The organism is Tepidibacter aestuarii (genome assembly GCF_934924865.1).
In the GTDB taxonomy this organism is placed as follows: Bacteria; Bacillota; Clostridia; order Peptostreptococcales; family Peptostreptococcaceae; genus Tepidibacter_A; species Tepidibacter_A aestuarii.
Window position 1 is genome coordinate 2887359 of sequence record NZ_OW235315.1, and the last position, 24833, is coordinate 2912191.

General features: G+C 29.7%; 27 protein-coding genes and 1 riboswitch. Of the genes, 13 read left to right on the forward strand and 14 right to left on the reverse strand.

Features of this window, described 5'->3' with window-relative positions:
• Positions 1-25 precede the first annotated feature (25 nt).
• From M2214_RS14115 to M2214_RS14130, 4 genes are read right to left on the reverse strand one after another with little or no spacing between them, the layout of a single operon-like run.
• Positions 26-679 (reverse strand): response regulator, encoded by a 654-nt coding sequence (locus M2214_RS14115; RefSeq protein ID WP_248480014.1) that lies wholly within the window; start codon positions 677-679, stop codon positions 26-28.
• A complete protein-coding gene (locus tag M2214_RS14120) occupies positions 672-2051 on the reverse strand; it encodes a HAMP domain-containing sensor histidine kinase (protein WP_248480016.1) in 1380 nt (459 codons plus the stop codon). The genes M2214_RS14115 and M2214_RS14120 overlap by 8 nt, the downstream gene beginning before the upstream one ends.
• Before the next feature lie 10 nt (positions 2052-2061).
• Positions 2062-2661 (reverse strand): DUF6305 family protein, encoded by a 600-nt coding sequence (locus tag M2214_RS14125; RefSeq protein ID WP_248480018.1) that lies wholly within the window; start codon positions 2659-2661, stop codon positions 2062-2064.
• A gap of 16 nt (positions 2662-2677) precedes the next feature.
• On the reverse strand, positions 2678-4294 hold the full coding sequence (locus M2214_RS14130; protein WP_248480027.1) for an ABC transporter substrate-binding protein: 1617 nt from the start codon (positions 4292-4294) through the stop codon (positions 2678-2680).
• 248 nt (positions 4295-4542) lie between these two features.
• Between M2214_RS14130 and M2214_RS14135 the strand changes: the two genes are divergently transcribed.
• From M2214_RS14135 to sufU, 6 genes are all read left to right on the forward strand, one after another.
• Complete coding sequence (locus M2214_RS14135) at positions 4543-5646, forward strand: GerAB/ArcD/ProY family transporter (RefSeq protein ID WP_248480029.1); 1104 nt, start codon at positions 4543-4545, stop codon at positions 5644-5646.
• A 234-nt stretch (positions 5647-5880) separates the two neighbouring features.
• Positions 5881-6627, forward strand: a complete 747-nt coding sequence (gene sufC, locus M2214_RS14140; RefSeq protein WP_248480031.1) for a Fe-S cluster assembly ATPase SufC — start codon at positions 5881-5883, stop codon at positions 6625-6627.
• Between the two features lie 17 nt (positions 6628-6644).
• Positions 6645-8051, forward strand: coding sequence for a Fe-S cluster assembly protein SufB (gene sufB, locus M2214_RS14145; protein WP_248480041.1), 1407 nt, complete (start codon positions 6645-6647; stop codon positions 8049-8051).
• Between the two features lie 11 nt (positions 8052-8062).
• Positions 8063-9133 (forward strand): Fe-S cluster assembly protein SufD, encoded by a 1071-nt coding sequence (gene sufD / locus M2214_RS14150; protein WP_248480043.1) that lies wholly within the window; start codon positions 8063-8065, stop codon positions 9131-9133.
• Positions 9126-10364, forward strand: a complete 1239-nt coding sequence (locus M2214_RS14155) for a cysteine desulfurase (protein ID WP_248480046.1) — start codon at positions 9126-9128, stop codon at positions 10362-10364. The genes sufD and M2214_RS14155 overlap by 8 nt, the downstream gene beginning before the upstream one ends.
• Positions 10354-10788, forward strand: a complete 435-nt coding sequence (gene sufU, locus M2214_RS14160; RefSeq protein ID WP_248480048.1) for a Fe-S cluster assembly sulfur transfer protein SufU — start codon at positions 10354-10356, stop codon at positions 10786-10788. Before M2214_RS14155 ends, sufU begins: the two co-directional genes overlap by 11 nt.
• A gap of 63 nt (positions 10789-10851) precedes the next feature.
• Here sufU and M2214_RS14165 read toward each other — a convergent pair whose 3' ends face one another.
• The 5 genes from M2214_RS14165 to ribD are packed head-to-tail and all read right to left on the reverse strand — an operon-like array spanning position 10852 to position 14976.
• Positions 10852-11505, reverse strand: a complete 654-nt coding sequence (locus tag M2214_RS14165) for an HAD family hydrolase (protein ID WP_248480050.1) — start codon at positions 11503-11505, stop codon at positions 10852-10854.
• 9 nt (positions 11506-11514) lie between these two features.
• Positions 11515-11982, reverse strand: coding sequence for a 6,7-dimethyl-8-ribityllumazine synthase (gene ribH / locus M2214_RS14170; protein WP_248480052.1), 468 nt, complete (start codon positions 11980-11982; stop codon positions 11515-11517).
• 1 nt (position 11983) lies between these two features.
• Positions 11984-13192 (reverse strand): bifunctional 3,4-dihydroxy-2-butanone-4-phosphate synthase/GTP cyclohydrolase II, encoded by a 1209-nt coding sequence (locus M2214_RS14175; protein ID WP_248480054.1) that lies wholly within the window; start codon positions 13190-13192, stop codon positions 11984-11986.
• Positions 13193-13221: 29 nt separating this feature from the next.
• Positions 13222-13872 (reverse strand): riboflavin synthase, encoded by a 651-nt coding sequence (locus M2214_RS14180; protein WP_248480062.1) that lies wholly within the window; start codon positions 13870-13872, stop codon positions 13222-13224.
• 3 nt (positions 13873-13875) lie between these two features.
• The gene (gene ribD, locus M2214_RS14185; protein WP_248480066.1) at positions 13876-14976 is read right to left on the reverse strand and encodes a bifunctional diaminohydroxyphosphoribosylaminopyrimidine deaminase/5-amino-6-(5-phosphoribosylamino)uracil reductase RibD; all 1101 of its coding nucleotides are present in this window, start codon (positions 14974-14976) and stop codon (positions 13876-13878) included.
• 203 nt (positions 14977-15179) lie between these two features.
• A riboswitch (FMN riboswitch) is annotated at positions 15180-15296 on the reverse strand.
• A gap of 164 nt (positions 15297-15460) precedes the next feature.
• Between ribD and M2214_RS14190 the strand changes: the two genes are divergently transcribed.
• Positions 15461-15739 carry a hypothetical protein gene (locus tag M2214_RS14190; RefSeq protein WP_248480074.1) on the forward strand — a complete coding sequence of 93 codons (279 nt, stop codon included), beginning with the start codon at positions 15461-15463 and terminating at the stop codon, positions 15737-15739.
• Positions 15740-15845: 106 nt separating this feature from the next.
• Here M2214_RS14190 and M2214_RS14195 read toward each other — a convergent pair whose 3' ends face one another.
• The 4 genes from M2214_RS14195 to M2214_RS14210 form a co-directional block, all read right to left on the reverse strand.
• Positions 15846-16841: a lipoate--protein ligase gene (locus M2214_RS14195; RefSeq protein WP_248480083.1), complete on the reverse strand. Its 996-nt coding sequence runs from the start codon at positions 16839-16841 to the stop codon at positions 15846-15848.
• Positions 16834-18537, reverse strand: a complete 1704-nt coding sequence (gene lpdA, locus M2214_RS14200; RefSeq protein WP_248480085.1) for a dihydrolipoyl dehydrogenase — start codon at positions 18535-18537, stop codon at positions 16834-16836. Before lpdA ends, M2214_RS14195 begins: the two co-directional genes overlap by 8 nt.
• Before the next feature lie 150 nt (positions 18538-18687).
• Complete coding sequence (locus tag M2214_RS14205) at positions 18688-19041, reverse strand: carboxymuconolactone decarboxylase family protein (protein WP_248480087.1); 354 nt, start codon at positions 19039-19041, stop codon at positions 18688-18690.
• Between the two features lie 171 nt (positions 19042-19212).
• The gene (locus M2214_RS14210) at positions 19213-19644 is read right to left on the reverse strand and encodes a MarR family winged helix-turn-helix transcriptional regulator (protein ID WP_248480089.1); all 432 of its coding nucleotides are present in this window, start codon (positions 19642-19644) and stop codon (positions 19213-19215) included.
• Between the two features lie 376 nt (positions 19645-20020).
• Here M2214_RS14210 and M2214_RS14215 point away from each other — a divergent pair, with 376 nt between their 5' ends.
• The 6 genes from M2214_RS14215 to queC are packed head-to-tail and all read left to right on the forward strand — an operon-like array spanning position 20021 to position 24186.
• Positions 20021-21019, forward strand: coding sequence for a 2-hydroxyacyl-CoA dehydratase family protein (locus M2214_RS14215; RefSeq protein WP_248480091.1), 999 nt, complete (start codon positions 20021-20023; stop codon positions 21017-21019).
• Entirely contained in the window at positions 21020-21787 is a 768-nt protein-coding gene (locus tag M2214_RS14220) for an acyl-CoA dehydratase activase (RefSeq protein ID WP_248480093.1), read from the forward strand.
• A gap of 13 nt (positions 21788-21800) precedes the next feature.
• Positions 21801-22232 carry a 6-carboxytetrahydropterin synthase QueD gene (queD, locus tag M2214_RS14225; protein ID WP_248480095.1) on the forward strand — a complete coding sequence of 144 codons (432 nt, stop codon included), beginning with the start codon at positions 21801-21803 and terminating at the stop codon, positions 22230-22232.
• Between the two features lies 1 nt (position 22233).
• Positions 22234-22899 (forward strand): putative 7-carboxy-7-deazaguanine synthase QueE, encoded by a 666-nt coding sequence (gene queE / locus M2214_RS14230; protein ID WP_248480097.1) that lies wholly within the window; start codon positions 22234-22236, stop codon positions 22897-22899.
• A 5-nt stretch (positions 22900-22904) separates the two neighbouring features.
• On the forward strand, positions 22905-23492 hold the full coding sequence (gene folE / locus M2214_RS14235; protein ID WP_248480099.1) for a GTP cyclohydrolase I FolE: 588 nt from the start codon (positions 22905-22907) through the stop codon (positions 23490-23492).
• Between the two features lie 25 nt (positions 23493-23517).
• On the forward strand, positions 23518-24186 hold the full coding sequence (queC, locus tag M2214_RS14240; RefSeq protein WP_248480116.1) for a 7-cyano-7-deazaguanine synthase QueC: 669 nt from the start codon (positions 23518-23520) through the stop codon (positions 24184-24186).
• A gap of 80 nt (positions 24187-24266) precedes the next feature.
• Here the strand turns inward: queC and M2214_RS14245 are convergent, their stop codons facing one another.
• Complete coding sequence (locus M2214_RS14245; RefSeq protein WP_248480119.1) at positions 24267-24620, reverse strand: carboxymuconolactone decarboxylase family protein; 354 nt, start codon at positions 24618-24620, stop codon at positions 24267-24269.
• Positions 24621-24833 lie beyond the last annotated feature (213 nt).

Below are 24833 nucleotides of genomic sequence, written 5' to 3' on the forward strand. Positions count from 1 at the left end.
AATTTTATATAAAGTAAAAAAGTGTCTATTTAGACACTTTTTCATCTATAACCCTATATTTATTCTTAGGTCTTCCAATCTGACCGTATACTGGAATGAGTTCTAACTTTTCATGTTCAATAAGATATTGAACATATCTATGTATAGTTTGATAAGCTAAATTCATACCATTAGCAATTTCTTCTATCGTTATATCCTCATCTTGATTTAAAAGAAAATCCCATATTAGATTTAAAGTAGCAGGGCTAATACCCTTATCTACAAATGCATTAGCTCTATCTTCAATGTTCTTTTTAGTAACTTCATGAATTTTTAAATTAACCTTTATTCTAGATATTAAATCTGGTGCTTTAATAGGTTTAATTGCGAAATCTGTAGCGCCAACCTCAATAAATTTATCTGAAATTTCCTGTCTCTCATCAACAGTTAAAACTAGAATAGATACAGCCTGATTAATAGATCTAATTTTCTTAACAGTGTTTATTCCATCCCAATCAGGCATATGATAATCTACAATAACAAGCTGTGGTTTATGTTTTTTACAAAGCTCATATCCTTTTCTTCCGCTAGTCGCCGTTAATACATCGTATCCTCCAAATGTACATATTTCTTTTATAGTATATAAAATATCTTCTTCATCATCTATTACTACGACTCTTATTCTATCTTTGTTATTCACCACAATCACTCCTTTTATTTTGAATATCATTAGCTGATGGCAAATATACTGTTACAAGTGTTCCTTTCTCTGGTTTGCTTTCAATTTTTATGCTCCCATTATGATCCTTTACAATCTGTTTTGCAAAAGGTAGTCCAAGTCCAGATGTTTTAGAAGTAGAATACCCTATTTCCCATATATTTTCAAGCTCTGATGGTTGTATTCCTATACCATTATCCGATATAGATATATTGACCCCGCCTTCTACATGACTTACCTTAATTATTATATGTTTAAATTTATGAATACATGGAACTACAATTGCATTTTCAACTATATTTATGAGCGCTCTAACAACTCTTACCTTATTTACATAAAGCAAAGGTAATTCACTTTCCAAATCAATATAAACATTTAAAGATTCATCTTCAATAGGTATTTGAGCCTGAATATATTGAATCAAATCCTCAACTTTGAGCTTTTGACGTGAACTTGCATATAAAAAACTTGAAATCATCTCACTCATTTTAGTGATAGCCCCTTCTATACGTTCACTATAATCTATTAATTTATCTGTATCATTACACAGTGGAATCAATGAATTTAGACCTCTAACGGTAACCAAAGGCGTTTTTAAGTCGTGAGCTAAAGAGTTTATTTCTTGATATATTCTATTCTCCATCTCCTTCGATTTTATTACTTGGATATCTCTCTCTTTTTTATAGTTTTCCTCAAGAATAATTATATTATGAGCATAACTCATAAACAAAGATGCTGTAATAGATGCTGAGAATGTAAATGGCAAAAAGAAAGAAAACCCTATAAAACTCAGTACAGATTCTGATTTAAGATATTCTCCTGCAATTTTAATACTTATAGATATATCGCTTTGCCCTACCTGTAAAAACGAAAAAATAGGCATTATATTTAGCCATTGAAATGCAAAAAATACTTGAATAGCTATTATAATAGTCTGTATAAATGGAAATGTCGAATAATTTTGTTTATCTAATAAAATCATAGTGGCAAATAAACCTATAAACATAGTTATAGGCTCCCAAGGAACAACAAACAATACAACTGCAATTTTATTTAAAATAAAGAATACTACAATAATAAATGCATACACACCAGTAGATGAAATTTGATATTTCTTAATTATTATAGAAAATAAACTTATAGTTCCCAAAAAAAACAATGTGCTTTGAATAGAAAAAAGAATACTACTGTAAGCTGACGCTAGAATAAGATGTGCGCTGTCTCCAGTATATATAGACTCTCTAATTTTTACGATAACATTAAACCAAAATGGACTTGTAAAAAACGAAAATAAAAAACCCAGAATAATAAAACTAAAAGTTCTTATATAAATTATATTATATTTATTTTTCATACTCTCCCCCCTACCTAAATGCCGATGCAAAAGGCTCTGATAAACCCGTTACATCCTCAACTATTGTAAGAGGAAAATTATACTTTTTTGCAAGCTCTACCAAAGACCTGTTATTGTTATTATTTTGAGTACCTATTACATAGTCAGCATATTTGCACGTTAAGTCCAAAAATTCATCGGTTTCTTTATTTTTATTCTCCCTATCACCAATAAACATGGTTATTATAGTTATATCCCTATATTTAAGCTTTTGAATTAAATCCTCTATACGTTTTTTCTCTTCTTCATAGCTTAGATCATGTAGATTTTCACCAATAGCACTATACCCTACTACAAATACAACGGTATTTATACCTTCAAGATCTAAATTTTCTGCCTGAGGCATAAAAAAATTATGGATCATAAGCTTATTTGCAATATCCTTTACAATATAAGTATCCGTACTTTGACCAGCAGAAGTTATTAATACCTTGTCCTTTGCTATAGGTCTTGGAAGAGAAGGTAAAACGTATTTATCATCATTTACTTGAATTCTTGAAGTGTTTGAAAGTATAGCAAGTATTATTAAAATACATATAAAAACTATAAATTTTAATATATTAGATTTCATAATTTCCTCCAAAGTATTAATTAGATATTAAATAAACATCTTCCAATCTTTCTTCACCTGTAAGATGAGGAGTGTAGCCTTTTACCTTTTTAGATGCACCCATTATAGGCATAGTATGTACAAGCGGTATAGCGGGAGTATCCTCATTAATAATCTTTTGTAATTTTCTGTAAATATTCTTTCTAAACTCTCTATCTGTAGCCTGACGAGCTTGTTTTAATAATTTATCAACGTCTTTATTTTTATAAAAAGAATAATTACTAGTAAGCTCAGTTTTTCTATTATCAGACGCAAAGAAAGTATATAAAAAACTGTCTGGATCAATATGGTCTCCAGTCCACCCTATAAGAGCCAAACTATGTTCTCCCTCTTTGATTTTTTCAATATACTCATCCCATGAATAAGTAATAACTTCAACCTTAATATTTGCTTTTAAAAGGCTCTCTTTTATAAACATTGCTAAACCCATTGTATCTGGGAAATATGCTCTAGGAGCCTCCATAACCCAAAGAGTTGTATCAAACCCATTTGGATATCCTGCTTGTTTAAGCAATTGTTTTGCTTTGTCTACGCTGTAATCTAGAGATTTAATATCCTCATTATATGCCCAAATTATAGGAGGGATAAATGAGTTTGCAGGTCTTGCCAAATCATTAAATACCTCTTTAACCATTTTATCCTTATCTATTAAGTGTCCTACGGCCTCTCTTACCTTTTCATTATCAAAAGGCTTCTTTTGATTATTCATAGCCAAATACCCTATATTAAAAAAAGGCTTTAAATATAAATCTAAATCTTCATTTTTATTTATTCTATCAACTTCATTAGGTGTTAAATTATCTGCAATATCTATCTTTCCTTCTTCAAGTAATTCCAGTCTCTTTTTACTCGAATGAACGACACTAAATACCACTTCATCTAACTTGATAATATTGCCCCAATAATTATAATTCTTCTTCAATACAATCTCATTTCCTTTATCCCAATATTTAAACTCAAAAGGACCTGTTCCAACAGGATGTTCTCTAAAACTTTCATTATACTTCATTATAGAGTCAGGACTTGCAATCCCAAATGCAGGCATTGTAAGAGTGCTTAAAAAAGGAGAATACGGCTCATTTAACACTATTTCAAGGGAATAATCAGAAAGTGCAGTTACACTCTTTATTAATCCAGGAAACTGACCAAAGTTATAGCTCCAATAGCTGAAAGAACCTATGTGATACGGGTTGTCCACATTCATCCATCTTTCAAAATTAAACTGAACAGCATGAGCATTAAAGTCTGAACCATCATGAAATCTAATATTTTTTCTCAGCTTAAATACCCAAGTCAGACCATCTTCACTTGTTTTCCAGCTTTCAGAGAGGGATGGAACTATCTCATCACCATTTTTTTCGTATTTAACCAATGTATCATATATATTTACACAAACCTTAAAAGATTCCATATCCGTTGTTATCGCAGGATCTAAACTAATAGAGTCACTAGACCTTGCTATAATAAGATTTTTACTTTTTTGAGAATTTAAAATTTCTCCTCCTGATAGTTTATTTTCAAAATTAAAGCTTACGATTAAAGCTACAATCACTATTATTCCAATAATTACACTATGACTCTTAATCTTTATCATACTTTTCCTCCTTGTCAATACTCTATATACATTAGTTTATCATATTTTTGTATTTATAATATACAAATATATATCCTTTTCTCTATACATCTCCCTATAGCTGTTTATCTTATTACTCATATTGTATATCTATATCTTTATAATTTTTTTAATATTATAAATATCATTTGATTAGGATAAACTATATTTAAGTAATGTATTTTATTTTGCACATTTTTAAGATTATTAATAATAAAGGGAGTAAACTAATGCAAAAAGAAATTATTTCTGATAAACAAGGTATTTCTCTTATAGTTTTATTTATTGTAGGTTCATCCTCTGTTTTTATAATGGGCATGAAAGCTAAACAAGATCTATGGTTAGCTATTATTTTAGCAATACTTATGGCTCTGCCCATGGCACTTATATACGCTAGATTACATTCTCTTTTTTCGGATAAAGATCTATATGATATTATTGAAATTTGCTTTGGTAAATTTATCGGCAAAATAATTATACTAATATTAACTTGTTTTTTCTTTTATTGGGCTTCAGATGTTACTGTTAATTATGGAGATTTCATATGGTCAATTTCTCTTGATAAAACACCTATCATTGTACCAATGATAGTATTTTTAGTTATTTGCGGTTGGGGAGCAAAACAAGGAATTGAGGTTCTAGGGAGATGGAGTGATCTTTTTGTAATCGTTCCTATTGTTGCTTTATTTATTTCATTGACTTCATCAATCCCAAAGATGAATATAGGCAATATTTATCCTATTTTCGGTAGTGGGTTTAAAGCAATTTTAAGAGGTTCACTTAATTCATTTTCATTTCCTTTTAGTCAAATACTAGCTTTTTCTATTGTTTTTTCAAGTTTTAATAAAAAACAATCTCCTTACAATATATATATTAAAGGATTAACTATAGGAGGAGTAATATTATTTTTCTTATCTTTAATCAGCCTTCTAGTACTCGGAGTAGATACCGCAGGCAAAAGATATTACGCTTCATATACAGCTGCGTCCTTGATAAATATTGGAGCTACACTTACGAGTATAGAAATATATATATCTACAACATTTTTATTAGGTGGTTTTATTAAAATAGGAGTATTGTTGTTATGTGTTTGTAAAGGAATTATGAAATTATTCGATTGCTCAGATTATAGATTTATTATAACACCTATTACATTACTAGCAATGAATCTAACTTTCTTTCAATATGAAAGTGTGATGCATTATTACGAATTTCAAACAGATGTATGGTTTTATTTCGTTTTCCCGTTTCAAGTGTTTTTCCCTATCATCCTTTGGATTACTGCAGAGATAAGAAATAAAAATTCTAAACATGAATCTAGTAGAATGTTATAACTTAAGGAGTATATTAAAATGATTTTTTTCATTTTAATATACTCCTTTTCTATTTAAATCAAGTATTTAATCTTAAAATATACCCCAAATTTCTAGCCTTTAATCGACTTTTCTTAATAATTGAATTTTATTATCAAATGATACTTTTTACTATTGACTAATCCCGACTAATATAGTAGGATATAGCCATAATTTAATATATTATTAAATAATCTTTTTAAGGAGTTGAAATATATGAAAGATTTGCTTTTAGAAATAAATAATTTAGAAACAAAAATAGATGAAAAAAGTATTTTAAAGGGTATTAACCTAAAGATAAACAAAGGTGAAATACATGTACTTATGGGACCTAATGGTGCTGGAAAATCTACTTTATCAAATGTTTTAATGGGTCATCCTAGACATACTATAACAAATGGGGATATCTTATTTGAAAATGAACTCATTAATGATTTAAAGGTAGATGAAAGAGCTAAAAAAGGTATATTTTTATCTTTTCAATATCCAGAAGAAATTCCTGGTATCACGGTTGAAAACTTTTTAAGAACTGCAAAGTCGTCTATAACAGGCAAAAATTATAAGATTATGGAATTTAGAAAAATTATAAAAGAAAAAATGAAAATGCTTGATATGAAAGAAGAATATCTAACTAGATATTTAAACGAAGGCTTTTCAGGTGGTGAAAAGAAAAAAAATGAAATACTTCAAATGGCTATTTTACAACCAAAATTAGCTATATTAGATGAAACAGATTCAGGTCTTGATATTGATGCAATAAAAACAGTATCTAACGGTGTAAAATCTTTAGCAAATGAAGATAACTCTATATTAATCATAACTCACTACAACAAGATATTAGATTATTTAAAGCCTGATTTTGTACACGTTTTAATGGATGGAAAAATAATAAAAACCGGAGATATTAGTTTAGCTGAGGAAATTGAGAAAAATGGTTATGAAAACCTAAGAAAAATAGTTTAGTTAAAAGAGGTGAAATTATGGAAAGGAAAAAGACCAATATAGCCGATATAGATCGAGGTATTTACGATATTAAAAACAAATTTAGCTACAGCTACAAAACAGATAAGGGTCTAACCCCTGAAATTATAAAAAAAATCTCAGATCAAAAAAATGAGCCTACATGGATGAGAGATTTCAGATTGAAATCTTTAGAAATATATAATCAAAAGCCTATACCAACTTGGGGTGCTGACTTATCTGACCTAGATATAAATAATATAACAGCATATATAAAACCAGAAACAAATATGAAACACGACTGGAAAGATGTTCCCAATGATATAAAAGAAACATTCGATACTCTTGGTATCCCAAAAGCTGAACAAGAGTCACTTGCAGGGGTTGGTGCCCAATATGACTCTGAGGTTGTATACCATAATTTAAAGAAAGAACTAGTAGAACAAGGTGTAATATATACAGATATGGAAACTGCTCTTAGAGATTATGAAGATATTGTAAAAGAGTACTTTATGAAGCTCGTTCCTGCAAATGACCATAAATTTGCAGCTCTTCACGGAGCGGTTTGGTCTGGTGGTTCTTTTGTATATGTTCCTAAAGGAGTTCATGTTGATATTCCTCTACAATCTTACTTTAGATTAAATGCTCCTGGTGCAGGTCAGTTTGAACACACTTTGATTATTGTAGAAGAAGGTGCAAGTCTTCATTTTATAGAGGGTTGTTCTGCACCTAAATATTCTGTAACAAACTTACATGCTGGATGCGTTGAATTATTCGTAAAAGAAAATGCTAGATTAAGATATAGTACTATAGAAAATTGGTCAAGAAATATGTACAACTTAAATACCAAAAGAGCTGTTGTTGAAAAGAATGGATTAATAGAATGGGTATCTGGATCATTTGGTTCAAAAGTTTCTATGCTCTACCCTATGAGCATTTTAAAAGGAGAAAGAGCTAGGGCCGAATTTACCGGTATAACATTTGCAAGTTCAGGTCAATATCTTGACACTGGTGCAAAAGTTGTTCATGCAGCTCCTTATACTACATCTAATATTAATTCAAAATCTATTTCACGAGACGGTGGATACGCATTTTATAGAGGCCTTTTAAAAGTATCTAAAAATGCTCATCATTCAAAATCTACAGTATCATGCGAATCATTAATGCTAGATAATAAATCTAAATCAGATACACTACCTATTATAGAGCTTAGAAATGATGATATAGATATAGGTCATGAGGCAAAAATCGGAAGAATTAGCGATGAAGCTATTTACTACCTTATGAGTAGAGGTATTTCTGAAGAAGAGGCTAAAGCTATGATTGTTAGAGGGTTTGTTGAACCTATAGCTAAAGAGCTTCCTTTAGAGTATGCCGTTGAATTGAACAATTTAATTAATATTGAACTAGAAGGTACTATAGGATAGGAGGTGTATTTATGATTAAGTGGAAAAGACTCGGAATAGACAGTTTATCAATACCTGATTTTAAAGATTACACTAAAGATTTTATTGATTTTAAAGACTTTGATTCAAATATAATTTTTAAAAATATATCCACTGATTTTGAGAATATAGATGAATTTGCAGATTATATTAATTTAGATGAAAAGTTTGGAGTTGATAGTAAACTTGTTACACTAGCACAAACTTTTTATAACTCAGGAGCTTTAATATATGCTCATAAAAATACTAAATCTAAGAAACCTATATATTTAAATTATTCTCTAGATAAATCAAATTCAATACTTATGGATCATAATGTTATTGTTGCAGATGAAAACAGCGAAATATCTGTAATTATGGACTATAATACAGAAGATGAATCTAGTGCATTTCACAATGGGGTTACTAAGATATTTGTAAAAGATAATGCAAAAGTAAATATAGTTAAAATTCAACGCTTGAACCATAGCTCTTCTAACTTTGACTCAAATATTGCTATAGTCAAAAACAGAGGAAGTATAGACTGGATTACAGTCGAACTAGGATCAGAACTTTCAGCTTCAAGCCTTGTAACTAACCTAAATGGAGATAATAGTAATGCAAACTTAAGCTCTATATATTTTGGTGATGAAAATAGAAAGCTTGATTTAAGCTATACAATGAACCACTTTGGTATAAGAAGTAACAGTGATATAGATTCAAGGGGAGCTTTAAAAGATAAAGCTCAAAAAGTATTTAGAGGAAACTTAGATTTTAAAGAAGGATCAACTAAATCTAAGGGAAGCGAGAAAGAGTATGTTACTTTGCTCGATTCTAGTGTAAAATCAGATTCTATTCCTATTTTATTTTGTCAAGAGGATGATGTTGAAGGAGAGCATTCAGCAAGTGCAGGTCAATTAAGTGAGGAGAAGTTAATGTATATTATGAGTAGAGGTCTTAGTGAAAAAGAAGCAAAAAAACTTATTGTAAGTGCATCATTTAATCCTATAATAGACAAAATTGATGATGACAATATTAAGAATATAATAGATGATTATCTAGTTAAGAGGCTTTCAAATGAATAGTTTAAATGTAAATAAGATAAGAGAAGACTTTCATATATTAAAAGAAAGAGTTAATGATAGACAATTAATTTATTTCGATAATGCTGCAACTACTCATAAACCAGACTGTGTTATTAATTCAATAAAAAACTACTATGAAAAAAACAACTCAAATCCTCATAGAGGTTCTCATACTTTAAGCGTGAGAGCTACTCAATATTATGAATCTGCACGTGAAAAAGTTAAAAATTTTATAAATGCTAATAGTCCTAACGAAATCATCTTTACTAGAAATGCTACAGAGGCCTTAAACCTTTTAGCTTATTCATATGCTATGAAATACGTTGGTAAAGATGATGAAATAGTTATTTGTATAAGTGAGCATCATAGTAATATACTTCCATGGCAAAACATAGCAAAGACCAAAGGTGCAAAATTAAAATACATGTATTTAAATAGTGATTTCAAACTCACAACTGAAGAAATACAAGATAAAATAACAGAAAAAACTAAAATAGTTAGCATAGCTCATATGAGCAACGTATTGGGAACTATATACCCTATAAAGGAAATTGTAGAATACGCACATAAAAAAGGCTCTATAGTAATAGTAGATGGAGCTCAAAGTACTCCTCACATAAAAATAGATGTTCAAGACTTAGATGCAGACTTTTTCTGTTTCTCAGGTCATAAAATGTTGGGTCCAATGGGTATTGGTGTTTTATATGGAAAAAAAGAATTACTAGAGATCACTCCTCCATTCTTATTTGGAGGAAGCATGATTGAATATGTAGATAAATTTGAATCAACATTTGCACCTATTCCCCAAAAATTTGAAGCTGGCACTCAAAACGTAGGTGAAGCAATTGGACTTTCAAAAGCTATAGACTATATATCTCAAATTGGAATTGATAAAATACATGATCATGAAATAAGTCTCGTTTCTTATGCATTAGAAAAAATGCTTTCTATACCATACGTAGATGTATATGGATCAAAGGATATCAAAAACCGTGGAGGACTTATATCCTTTAACATTAAAGATGTACACGCACACGATTGTGCAAGTATATTAGATTCATATGGTATAGCTGTAAGATCTGGTCATCATTGTGCACAACCATTTATGAAGTATTTAAACCTTCCAGCAACATGTAGAGCTAGCTTTTATCTTTACAATACAAAAGATGAGATAGACAACTTTATAGACAACCTTAAGAATGTAAGGAGGTGGTTAGGCTATGGATCTTAGCGCAATTTATACAGAGTTAATCATGGAACACAATAACAATAATATAAACAAAAGATTTTTAGACAATCCAGATATTAGAGAAAGAGGACATAATCCAAACTGTGGAGATGATATAACGCTTGAAATAATGCTTAACAAAGACGTAATTAAAGACGCAGCTTACACAGGAAGTGGATGTGCTATATCTCAAGCCTCATCATCTATAATGATAGATTTAATAAAAGGTAAAACTATAAAAGAAGCTTTAAATTTAATCGAAACCTTCATCGGTATGATAAAAAAAGAAGTTACAAATGAAGAAGAACTTGAAAAACTTGAGGATGCCATAGCATTAAAAAACATTTCAAATATGCCTGCAAGAGTAAAATGTGCAGTACTTGCATGGCATTCTTTAAAAGAAGCTTTAAATAAGGTAGAAGATTAATAACAAAAAAATATGTCTATGAAATGCATTTGCATTTCATAGACATATTTTTAGTTTATTAATCTATAAAATTTTCATCAAATCAGTTATATCGGATATTTCATAATCGGCACTACTAAGTTCATCCTCGCTACCATAACCATAATTACATGCAATCGTGTTCATGTTATTTTTTATTCCAGCTTCAATATCCTGAATCCGATCACCTATAATAACCATTTCAGATGGATATTTGTTTTTTATTTTTTTTACAATTTCATACTTAGGAATATAATCATATTCCTCGGAACATACAATTTCTTCAAAGTAATTATCTAAATCAAATAATTTTTTAGCCATATCTCTGTAATATATTCCACAATTACTGACAAATACAAGTTTATATTTTTTCTGTTTTAAATACTGCAACACTTCTATTGATCCATCATATAACTCAGCTTTACCATCAGATAGTTGATTAAGCATTTCTTTACCTATAATCTGGCTTGCTTTATTCCTTATATCCTCGTCTAGATCTGGCATAAATTCTTTCCACATATCTTTGCTACTAAAGCCTAACCAATATGAAATTTCCTGATCAGTCCACTTTCTATCTTTTGCAAATTCATTATCAACTAAATACTGATATGCCTTTCTAAATGCTGGAGCATATATTTTTATACTTTTGTGTAATGTTCCATCATAATCAAAGAAAATAGTTTTTATGTTTTCAAACATATAAAATATCTACCCTTCTAAGTCTGATAATAAGTTTGCCATTTCAATTGCAGTTACAGCAGCTTCATACCCTTTATTACCTGCCTTTGTTCCAGCTCTTTCAATTGCTTGCTCAATCGTATCTGTTGTAAGAACACCAAATACTACTGGTATTTCTGTATCTAGTGAAACACTTGCAACCCCTTTAGTTACTTCATTTGAAACATAGTCAAAATGCGGAGTTGCTCCTCTAATAACTGCTCCTAAACATATAACTCCATCATACTTTTTCGAATTAGCCATCTTTTTAGCAACAAGTGGTATTTCAAAAGCACCTGGAACCCATGCTATTTCAATATTTTCTTCATCAACTCCATGTCTTTTTAGCCCGTCTAGCGCACCTGATAATAACTTGCCTCCAATAAATTCATTGAATCTCCCAACAATTATTCCAAATTTCTGCTCTCCTGCTACTAACTTTCCTTCATAAATTCTCATATTATTTCTCCTCCTTAAAATTTAACATATGGCCCATTTTATCTTTTTTTGTTTTTAAATAAAATTCATTTTTCTCATTGTGGTTCATTTGTATCGGAACTCTTTCAACAATCTCTATACCATATCCTGAAAGACTTGATATCTTTTTAGGGTTATTAGTCATAAGCTTTACTTCTTCAATACCTAAATCACAAAGTATCTGAGCACCTATTCCATAATCTCTAAGATCCTCTGGGAATCCTAATGATAGATTAGCTTCTACAGTATCCATTCCTTCGTCTTGTAAGGCATAAGCCTTAATCTTATTTATCAACCCAATACCACGTCCTTCTTGACGCATGTATAGTAAAACTCCTCTTCCTTCTTCTTCAATTTTTTTCATTGCTTCTGCATATTGTTCTCCACAATCACATCTTAAAGATCCAAAAGCATCTCCAGTAAGACATTCAGAGTGGACTCTAACAAGTACTGGTTTCCCATCACTAACATTTCCTTTTACTAGTGCAACATGATGCTCACCATTCATTTTATTGATATATCCAATCATTTCAAAGTTTCCATACTTTGTAGGTAAATGAGCTTTAGTCACTCTTTCTACTAAAAGTTCATTTTTTCTTCTGTATGCAATTAAATCTGCTATTGTTATTAACTTTAGATTATGTTTTTTCGTGTATTCAACTAATTCCGGAACTCTTGCCATTGTTCCATCTTCATTCATAATTTCACAAATTACTCCTGCTGGATATAGACCTGCAAGTTTAGCTATATCTACTGCTGCTTCAGTATGACCCGCTCTTTTAAGTACTCCACCTTTTTTAGCTACTAATGGAAATATGTGTCCTGGTCTTGTAAAATCTTTTGAACTAGCTTTATTATCGACTAATTTTTGAATTGTCATTGCCCTCTCTTGAGCAGATATTCCTGTCGTTGTACTAGTTGCATCTACTGAAACTGTAAACGCAGTTTCTTTTGGGTCAGTATTATTAGATACCATAGAATGAATATCTAGTTCATTTAATCTTTCTTTAGACATAGGAGCACAAATAAGCCCTCTCCCGAACTTTGCCATAAAGTTGATTGCTTCAGGTGTAGCTTTCTCTGCTGCCATTAAAAGATCTCCTTCATTCTCACGATCCTCATCATCAACAACAACAATCATCTTTCCATTTTTAATATCTTCTATTGCCTCTTCTATAGTGTTAAATTTCATTTATAACTCACCCCTATTTTTAAGTTTCATTATATGAATCCATTTCTTGTTAAAAAATCTAAATCTATATTACTCTTACTTTTTTTATCTTCTTTAAATTCTAAAAGCCTTTCAATATACTTACCCATCATGTCACACTCTAGATTGACTTCATCACCAACTTTTTTGCCAAGTAAAGTAGTCTCTTCTTTTGTTAGTGGTATTATTGAAACTTTAAAAATGTCTGATCCAGCATAGGCTACAGTTAAGCTCGTACCATCAATAGCTATAGATCCTTTTTCAATAACATATTTCAAAATATTTGCCGGAGCCTGAATAGACACCCAAGTAGCATTATCTTCTTCTTCTATTTTCTTTATCTTACCTACACCATCTATATGACCCGAAACAATATGCCCACCTAATCTATCATTAACTTTCAAAGCTCGTTCTAAATTCACTAAACTTCCATGTTTCAAATCTTTTAGATTGCTTCTTCTCATAGTCTCAGGCATAACATCAACAGTAAATGAATTTTTTGTAAACTCGATGACAGTTAGACAAACACCATTTGTACTAATACTATCCCCTAATTTAACGTCATTCATTATTTTACTTGCACTTATTGTAATCTGGGCTGACTTTAATCCTTTTCTTATAGTATGTACAGTTCCTATTTCTTCGATTAATCCAGTAAACATACATTATTCTTCCTTTCTTAAGTAGCCTTCAATCATAATATCTTGTTCAAACATTTTTAATTTAATATTTTCTAACTCTATAGCATTCTTAACGTACTCTATTCCTATACCACCTACTGGAGTTTTTGCATTATCCCCACCTATAATCTTTGGTGCAATAAATGAAATCACCTTATCTACACACCCTTCCTTTAAAATACTATAATTCAAAGTAGAACCACCTTCTATTAAAATGCTATCAATCTCCATTTCTCCAAGCTTTTTAATAAGATATCCTAAGTCTACTTGATTATTCTTTAGTGGAGTAATAATTATTTCCGCTCCTTTTTCTTTGATTAATTCAAGTTTATTTTTATCAGCCTTTTTAGTTGTAGCAATAATAGTTTTTTCCTTTGAGTTAATATTTAAAACCTTTGCATCTAAAGGTATTCTACATTTTGTATCTACTATAATTCTAATAGGATCAATACCTTCTTCATCTACTAATCTAGTCGTTAATGAAGGATCATCTGCTAAAACAGTCCCTATACCAACCATTATTCCCGAAACTTGATGTCTTATTTCATGAACATATTCTCGTGATTTTTTATTAGTAATCCATTTTGAATCACCTATATTAGTTGCAATTTTTCCATCTAGTGTCATAGCTGTTTTTAATATACAAAATGGTAATTTTGTTGATATGTATTTAATAAATATTTCATTAAGCTCTTTTACTTCTTGTTCCAAAACACCTACTGTAACCTCTATATCATTATCTCTTAAAAGTTTTATTCCTCTACCTGCTACTATTGGATTAGGATCCATCATTCCTATAATAACTTTCTTGATTTTTTTATCTATAAGCAGTTGTGCACATGGAGGTGTTTTTCCAAAGTGAGAACACGGCTCTAATGTAACGTACATTGTCGCTCCTTGGACATTCTCAAAAGCACTATTAATAGCATTTACCTCTGCATGTGCTCCACCGTAGTATTCATGATATCCTTCTCCAATAATTCTGCCTTTGTTTACAATAACAGCACCTACTAAAGGATTAGGGCTAGTGTATCCTTTACCTTTAAGAGCTAATTCAATCGCTCTTTTCATATACTTACTGTCCACATAATCACCTCATATTATCCTTAGAATTTGCATAATACTAATACATATGATTCCCTATATTTACTATAGTTATCTAAATATCTAAAATTTAAACTTTATTATATTAAAAAAGCTCTGAAGATATTTATCTTCAGAGCTTACAATCTAATTAATACTATAAACAACAACTACAAAACTAATCATAGTATCATGTTATTTTATTAATTTATCTTCTCCCATCCAGACTTTACTGTCGGTCTTGGAATTTCACCAAGTCAACCACATTGTGGTTCGTGGACTTTACCACCGGTCGGGAATTTCACCCTGCCCTGAAGATTTATTTACTTTTTTTTAATTTAACATAAAAAATTAGTTCTGTCAATTCAAAGCTAATTTTTATATATTTTTGTTCGTTTAATAAATTTTTAATTTATAAATGGTTATAATTTAAATATGAGAAAGTTTTTTATTAAATTTTTAATCTAGAAAGATTAGGAGGAATACTATGTTTACTGATATAAAAGAAATGAGAAAAAAAAGAGAAAATGGAATATATGATTTAACTCTTGAGATTTCAGAAAGAGAATATTTCAAGGTATATAATGAGGTAGATGATAAAATTGCAGATGATTTAGTTCAGCAGTATTTAGTTGATGTGCAGGATGACGGTAGATTTGAAAATGTTAAAATCAAACATAATAAAGATAGACATACAATAAGATTAACTAGTGAACTTCACTATCATGATAATGATCATACTGATTATAATATCGATAAAAGATAAAATTTGCTTCATACTAACTTATGTATCTAATAAGAGGCTATTGACTATATGTAGGTGCAAGTATAAAGGTTTAAGAATAAAACCCCCTAATTTTAGGGGGTCTATTTTATCCAATTTTACTTTTTAGCCATTCTTCTATTTCAAAAATCATATTTTTTTCATCAGTTTTACAATTAATATTATCTAACTTTTTACAAATAGAACCCATCTTAAATGGTGTTTTTAATAATTGATTCTCTATATCCTTAATTAGAATACTATTCATTGCATCTGAATAAATAACTAAAGAGTCAATTAAACCATTCTTTAAATTTATATTTAGATCTATTTCTCCCCACTTAAATCTATTAACAAAGTTTATATCGAACTTAGGAGTTTCTCCATATTTCCATTCCCAAGAAGAATATTTTTCATATAAATCTTGTATATCATGTTCATCTTTTATATACTCTACATTTGATTCACCTTCATAAATCTGAAAGAAACTACTTATAAGATTATCTTTTAAGTTCTCAATTGTTATATCATCTTTAATAGTTTTTAGATTTACTACTCTAGAACTAACTGATTCAATTCCTTTAGAAGCAATCTTTTCTTTTGATACTTTTAAATATTTGCTTAATTTCTTCATATTTGCATCAACAAGTATAGTTCCATGATGATATGATGAATTCGCTTTTTCATAAAATGCATTTCCCGAGAATTTTCTTTCCCCTACTAATATATCATTTCTTCCCGAAAATTTAGCATCAATTCCTAAATTGTTAACAGCTTTAAGGATTACACTTAACTGTTTTTCTAAATCATATAATTTTTTATCCATAATAAAAGTAAAGTTTAGATTTCCAATATCATGAAAAACAGCTCCTCCACCAGATAATCTACGAGCTATCTTTCCACCATCGGCTTCAAAATCTTTACACTTACATTCTTTCCATGGATTTTGATTTCTTCCTACTACAATAGTATTATCATTTTGCCATAGATATAATATCATTTCATTTTCTTTAACTTTTTTCAGAAGATACTCTTCAACAGCTAGATTGTGCCATGGGTTATATGATGTTGAACATATTATTCTAGTTGAAATATTATTACGCAAAGTGTATAGCACCACCCTCTACATTTAATGCTGCTTCATGTATTGATTCAGCAGTTGTTGGATGTGCGAATATCGTTTCTGTTATTTGCTCCGTAGTAAGTCCATTATTTATACATAATGTTACAGAAGCTAGTAAATCTGTTGCGTGTGCTCCTATTATCGTACTACCTATTATTTTTCCTGTTGATTTTTCTTTTATTATTTTAACAAATCCTTTAGCCTCACCTAATGTCAATGCTTTACCATTAGCGGACATAGGGAACTTCCCTATTTCTATCTCTATGCCTTTTTCATTTGCTATTTTTTCAGTAATTCCTACAACCGCTATTTCAGGTTCAGTGAAAATAGCACTTGGAACTGTTGAGTAATCAATAGTTTTATTTTTACCTAATATATTATCAACAGCAATAATACCTTGGTGAGAAGCCACATGTGCTAATTGTATTATATTTGTAACATCACCTATAGCATAAATATTTGATATATTTGTCTGCATTTTTTCATTAACTTTAATACCTTTTTTCTTATCATTCATTTCAATTTCTAATTTTTCAATACCTAAGCCTTCAAAATATGGTTGTCTTCCAACTGAAGCTAATACTTTATCACATGAAATATATTTACTTTCACCATCTTGACTAAATGAAACCACACATTCACCATTTTCCGTTTCATCAATTGCTTCAACTTTTGAGCTAGTATATAATTTAATTCCATTTTCTTTTGCGATTTCACTTATTTCATCACATACATCATTATCTAAAGAAGCTAATACTTGATTTGCATATTCAACCACGAAAACTTCCACTCCAAAGCTTGCATAAATAAAAGCAAACTCCATTCCTATAACTCCTCCACCAACTACTACTAATTTCTTTGGCAAATTCTTCATTTGTAAAGCTTCTTTACTTGTTAACACATTCTTAGACTCTATTCCTTTAATAGGTACCATTGAAGGTTCTGATCCAGTAGCAATTATTATGTCTTTAGTATTTATAGTTGTTTCTGTTCTATTTGCTTTTACAAATACAGTATTTGCATCTATAATTTCACCGTTTCCATCAAGCTTTTGTATATTATGTTTTTGTAATAAATATTCTATTCCATTTTTAAGTTGATTTTTAATCTCATCTTTTCTATTAATAACTTTTTCCATATTAACAGAAACATTATCAGCGAAAAGACCAAAACTATCAGCCTCTTTCATATTTCTATAGACTTCTGATGAACGTACAAGTGCTTTTGTAGGTATACATCCGTGATTTAAACAAGTTCCTCCTACATGTTCTTTTTCAATTACAATAACTTTTTTACCTTGTTTAGCTGCATAAATTGCTGCAACATATCCTCCTGGACCCGCTCCTATTACAGTTATATCTGCCTCTATTTCTTCTTTTTGAGGTTGCATTAAATTATTAAAATAATTAAATCCACCTGTTTTTGAGGTTCCATCTTCAGTTTTTACTCCATCTATTTTAAACAAAACATCCCCTATATTAATAGTATCTCCTTCGTCTATTACAATTTCTTCAATAATACCATTAGCATTAGATTTTACAGAAACATTTCCTTTTTGAGATTCAACCTGAAGCAGTTCATCTCCCTCTTTTATTTCATCACCTATTTTCACATTGATTTTTCCTACTTTTCCACTCTTACTCTCACCAGATAATTGTTCAAGTTTTATTTCAATCATTATTGCTACCTCCATTCGAAATTCGCCTTATGCTTGCGCATAACTCATGTTGAGCCATCAGTATTATATATAAGTTTAAAATTCTACAATTCCTTTACATGTAAAAAAGGCAGTTTAAGTATCTTCTGCCTTTTTTGTAATGCTTAAATATTATTTAAAATCTTTTTCGAATTCATCTATTGAATCTTTTAATAGTGTTGCACTGTAGGCCATGGCAGGTCCTCCACCAAAAGCTACTGATACCATTGCAGCTTCCATAATTTCTTCACGAGTAGCTCCTGCTTCTAAAGCTTTATATGCATGGAATACTATGCAATATTCACAACGATTGTAAACTCCAATAGCTACACTTATTAACTCTTTAACTTTTGTATCAAGTTGTCCTGGCTTATAAGCTGCTCCTAATAAATTCATGAAAGCGTTTACCTGTTCTCCGTTAGTTTGACCTACATCTTGTAGTCCTCCCATAAATGCATTTAATAGTTCTCTTGGATCTTTTTTCATTTTTATTCCTCCTTTATTTTATTGATGCTACAATAGTTTTATTTATCCAACAATCATTGCATTGCTAATCGTTAGCATAGCAACTATATTTGTCTAAATTATAACATCAAGTATTTGATAAATCAATACTTTTATTTATAATTTTACAACCGTATATATTGAGTACCCTACTTATTCTATAAGTTTAGCATTTTCAACCAGTTTATTGAGTACTTTTTTAAATATTTTTAGGTCCTCATCAGAGATATCTTTGACAATTAAATTGCTAAACTCTTCACCAAAAGGAAGTAATTCTTCTCTGCGATTCTTACCCAATTCAGTTAAGCATATATATGTGATTCTTCTATCCTTTATATCTTTTTTACGTCGTACATATCCGTCTTTTTCCATTCTATCAATTAACCTTACAACTGTAGATTTTTTTATATCCATTTTCTCAGCTAACTCACTTTGATTTATATACTCACACTTACCTAAAAAATATAAAGCTATCCACTGAACTCTGGTAACTTCATAATTACTTAACTTTTCATTAAAAACATCTGAAATTTTTTTAGAAACTTTGTTTGTTATAAATCCAACACAATCATCAAGCTTAAACATTCTACTGCCTCCTAATAATATTTTTCTTTATAGTGTCTGACATTAAGTTTTATTTTATAATAACATATTTTTATTTTCAATACATTCCCATCTTTCTATCAAAAGTTTTTATTATTAGATATACCTTACTTATTAATCCATTTTTTACCTAGATTATATACTTCCAATTTTCTCTTAAAAATGTTATTATATAAATTGTATTAATATAAAATTGAAATGGATTATAATTTTCTATTCATTATAAATTAAGACAGTTCGTAACCATCCTGTCTATAAACAAAACTAGGACCAAATTACCGTTTAGGTAGTTTTTTTGTTTATGGGGCAGTTATGCCCTTTTTTTGTGTCCTTTTTTATTTTAAGGAGGCTTGACATAATGAAAAAAATAGGTTTAACAACTACAGTTCCTGTTGAGATACTTTTAGCAGCAGGATATGCACCAATAGATTTAAATAATCTCTTTATAACTTCTAATGACTATTCCAATTATATTGATATAGCAGAAAGAGACGGATTTCCTAAAAGCATGTGTGCATGGATAAAAGGAATCTACGGAGCTTGTATAGAGAATGATATAAAAGAAATAGTTGGAGTTATGGAAGGGGATTGTTCTAATACTAAAGCTCTTATAGAGGTCTTAGAGTTAAGAGGAATTAAAGTCTACCCTTTTTCATTTCCACACAATCATCAAAAAGAAGATGTAAAAAAAGAACTAGATAAGTTTATGGATATTTTTAATGTAAATCTGCAAGAAGTTGAAAAAGTAAGAACTAGATTAAATAAAGTAAGAAAACTAGCTAAGGAAATTGATAAATTAACATATATAGATAGTAAAGCAAATGGTTTTGAAAATCACCTCTATCAGATAAGTTTAAGTGATTTAAATGGAGATATTGACAATTTTGAATCTGAACTTGAAGATGTTATTTCTAATATAGAAAAAAGAACCTCTATAAATAAAAAACTTAGATTAGGATACATTGGTGTTCCTCCTATGACTGGTGATATATATGAATTTGTTGAAAACTTTAATGCATCTTTTGTATATAACGAAGTTCAAAGAGAATTTGCTTTTCCAAGAGCAGATAAAGCTTCAAATATATATGATCAATATTATGATTACACATATCCATACGATACTGAGTTTAGAATTATAGAATTGAAGAATCAAATTAACGAGAGAAAATTAGATGGAATAATTCACTATACGCAGGCTTTTTGTTATAGAGCAGTTGAAGATATTGTATTAAAACAAAAGCTTGATATTCCTATTCTTAATATTGAAGGAGATAAGTTAAATACTTTAGATGCTAGAACAAAACTTAGAATCGAAGCTTTTCTTGATATGCTATTGGATTTAAAGGAGGAAAAGTAAATGAGAGTTTTAGGTATAGACCTTGGAAGCCGAGAAGTTAAAATTGCAGTAATGCAAGACAATAACATAATAAAAAAGCTAAAAGTTAGTACAATGTCTTTTTATAGAGACTACTGCAGTTATAATGGTAAAGTTATAGTAGATTTAGATAAATTAAATATAGATGATATTGATATAGCTGTGTCTACTGGATACGGTAGAAACAATACTGATTTAAACAAATTCACTCCTATAAATGAGATAAAAGCGCATGTTTATGGTGGCTTCTATCAGACAGACTTGAAAGATTTTATACTTTTAGATATAGGTGGTCAAGATGTTAAAGTTGTCAAAGTTGAAAAAGGAATTACAACAGATTTAGAGCTTAATGAAAAATGTGCTGCTTCATGCGGTAGATATTTAGAGAACATGGCAAATGTACTTGAAATACCTGTTGATGATATGAGTAAAGAATATGAAAATCCAATAGAACTAAATTCAACATGTGCAGTATTTTCTGAATCTGAGTTAATAGGAAAAATAGCTGAGGGCGTTAGCATAGAAAGTCTATGTGCAGGAGTTAATTATTCGTTATATAAGAGATTAAATCCCCTTTTGACAAAGTTTAAAGGAAGAAAATTAGTTTTAACTGGTGGAGTTGCTAATAACGTTGCTATAAAGGAATATTTAAAAAAAGATTATGACGAAATTATATCCGTTAAAGACCCTCAATTTAATGGAGCAATCGGGTGCTGTTATTATGGAAGCAAGTTTATCAAAGGAAATTAGGAGGACGACATTAATGTATATTTTAAAAGCAGAACACAGTTTTGATAGCGCTCATTTTCTTGCAAATTACGAAGGAAAATGTAGCAATATTCATGGTCATAGATGGAGAGTAGAAATAGAGGTACAATCAGAGTCATTAATTAATGGTGGACAGTTAGATGGTATGGTAATAGATTTTGGAGATTTAAAAAAAGATGTTAAAGAAATAGTAGATTACTATGACCATGCCTTAATCATACAAGAAGGTACTATGAGAAAAGAAACTTTACAATGTCTATCAGAAGACGGATTTAGGATACTAGAAGTTAAATTTAGACCAACAGCAGAAAACTTCTCATTCTTTTTCTTTAATTATATGCAAGAAAAAGGATACAACGTAAAAAGAGCTACTGTTTATGAAACTCCTACTAATAGTGCTACGTATGAAAAATGTGAGGTGAAATAGTATGGATTTTAAAGTGGTTGAAAAATTCGTAAGTATAAATGGAGAAGGTCGTTTATCTGGACAATTAGCAATCTTTATAAGATTTGCAGGATGTAATTTAGACTGCAGCTACTGTGATACAAGATGGGCCAACGAAGAAAATGTTGAATACCAATTAATGAATGAACAAGAAATATATGAATATATAAAATCTACTAAGGTTAAAAACGTTACATTAACAGGCGGTGAACCATTACTTCAAAATGGTCTTATAGGATTATTAGATATACTATCAAAAGATGATGATCTTTCAGTTGAAATAGAAACAAATGGTAGTGTGTCTTTAAAAGAATTTATAAATATAAAGAATCCACCTAAATTCACAATGGATTATAAATTACCTTTAAGTAATATGGAACAGAAAATGTTAGTTGATAATTTTAAATATATAACTAAGAATGATACAGTTAAATTTGTAGCAGGTAGCACCAACGATTTAGAAAAAGCCAAATATATAATTGATAAATATGATTTAGTAAATAAAACCAATGTATATATAAGTCCAATATTTAGTAATATTCATATGGCTGATATTGTTGAATTCATGCAAAAGCACACTATGAACGGAGTTACTCTACAAGTACAACTTCACAAAATAATATGGGATCCTAATGAAAGAGGTGTATAAATCCAATGGACATCAACTTAAAAGAAATCGAAAAACATATACGAGGAATCTTAATAGCTTTAGGTGAAAATCCAGATAGAGAAGGTCTAAAAGATACTCCTAAACGAGTTGCCAAGATGTACGAAGAGGTATTCAAAGGACAAGCTTATACAAACCAAGAAATTGCCGAGATGTTTGGTAAAACATTTGAAGATGATTTGAGTATAGATCAAGATAATAAAGATATGGTTTTTATGAAGAATATTGAAATTTTCAGTCATTGCGAACATCATTTAGCTTTAATGTACAATATGAAAGTAGCAGTTGCATATATTCCAAAAGATAAAGTTATTGGACTTAGTAAAATTGCTAGAATTGCAGATCTTGTTGGACGAAGATTACAGCTCCAGGAAAGAATTGGAACGGATATAGCTGAGATCATACAAATCATAACTGACTCTGATGATGTAGCAGTTATAATTGAAGGTGAACATGGATGTATGACAACTAGAGGTATAAAGAAAACTAATGCACAAACAGTTACAACTACATTAAGAGGAAAATTTAAAACTGATCCAACTTTACAAAACACTCTAATGATGATGTATAAATAGTATAAAGAAAGGTAAGGTATTTTATATGAATATAGAAGTAAATAAAGACAGAGCTGTAGTAGTATTTAGTGGTGGTCAAGATAGTACTACTTGCTTATTCTGGGCAAAGAAGAAATTTAAAGAAGTTATTGCAGTATCATTTGATTATGGTCAAAAACATAAATTAGAGTTAGAATGTGCCAGAGATATCTGTAAAAAATATAATGTAGAACATCATTGTTTAGATTTAAATTTATTAAATCAATTAGCTCCAAATTCTTTAACAAGAACAGATATAGAGGTAGATAAAGATTCTCCTACAGAGGGTACTCCCAATTCATTTGTAGATGGAAGAAATTTATTATTTTTATCTTTCGTTGCAATATTTGCAAAGCAAAAAGGAGCAAATCATATTATAACTGGTGTATCTCAAAGTGATTTTAGTGGATATCCTGACTGTAGAGATGTATTTATAAAATCTTTAAACGTTACATTGAATCTATCTATGGATTTTCAATTTGTAATTCATACTCCATTAATGTGGATTGATAAAGCTGAGACTTGGAAAATGGCAGATGATTTAGGTATACTTGATATAGTTAAAAACGAAACTTTAACGTGCTACAATGGAATTAAAGGAAATGGATGCGGAGATTGTCCTGCATGTAAATTAAGAAAAAATGGGTATTTAGAGTTTAAAAAATTATATAAATAATAAACTTCTAATTTACAATTAAATACTCCATCTTATATAAGCACGGGGTATTTAATTGTTAGATATTTTTTTAAAGAATATTATTTGAAATCTTTTTCAAATTCATCTATTGAATCTTTTAATAGTGTTGCACTGTATGCCATTGTAGGTCCCCCACCAAAAGCTACTGATACCATTGCAGCTTCCATAATTTCTTCACGATTAGCTCCTGCTTCTAAAGCTTTATATGCATGGAACACTATGCAGTATTCACAACGATTATAGACTCCAATAGCTACACTTATTAACTCTTTAGTTTTTGTATCAAGTTTTCCTGGTTTATAAGCTGCTCCTAATAAGCTCATAAAAGAGTTTACTTGTTCTCCATTAGTTTGACTTACATCTTGTAATCCTCCCATAAATGCATTTAACATTTCTCTTGGATCTTTTTTCATTTTTATTCCCCCTTTAATTTGTTGCTATACATATTGTTGTTATGCTAATCGTGCGCATAGCAACTTTTTTGTTTAAATTATAACACCAAAATTCTAATAAATCAATACTTTTATTCAATATTTTAACTTTGTAAATTTGCTTATAAATAACCTATTGACCAAAAATAACGTTCATGTTAATATGTGGTCGTGGTAATTTTTGTCACATAATAC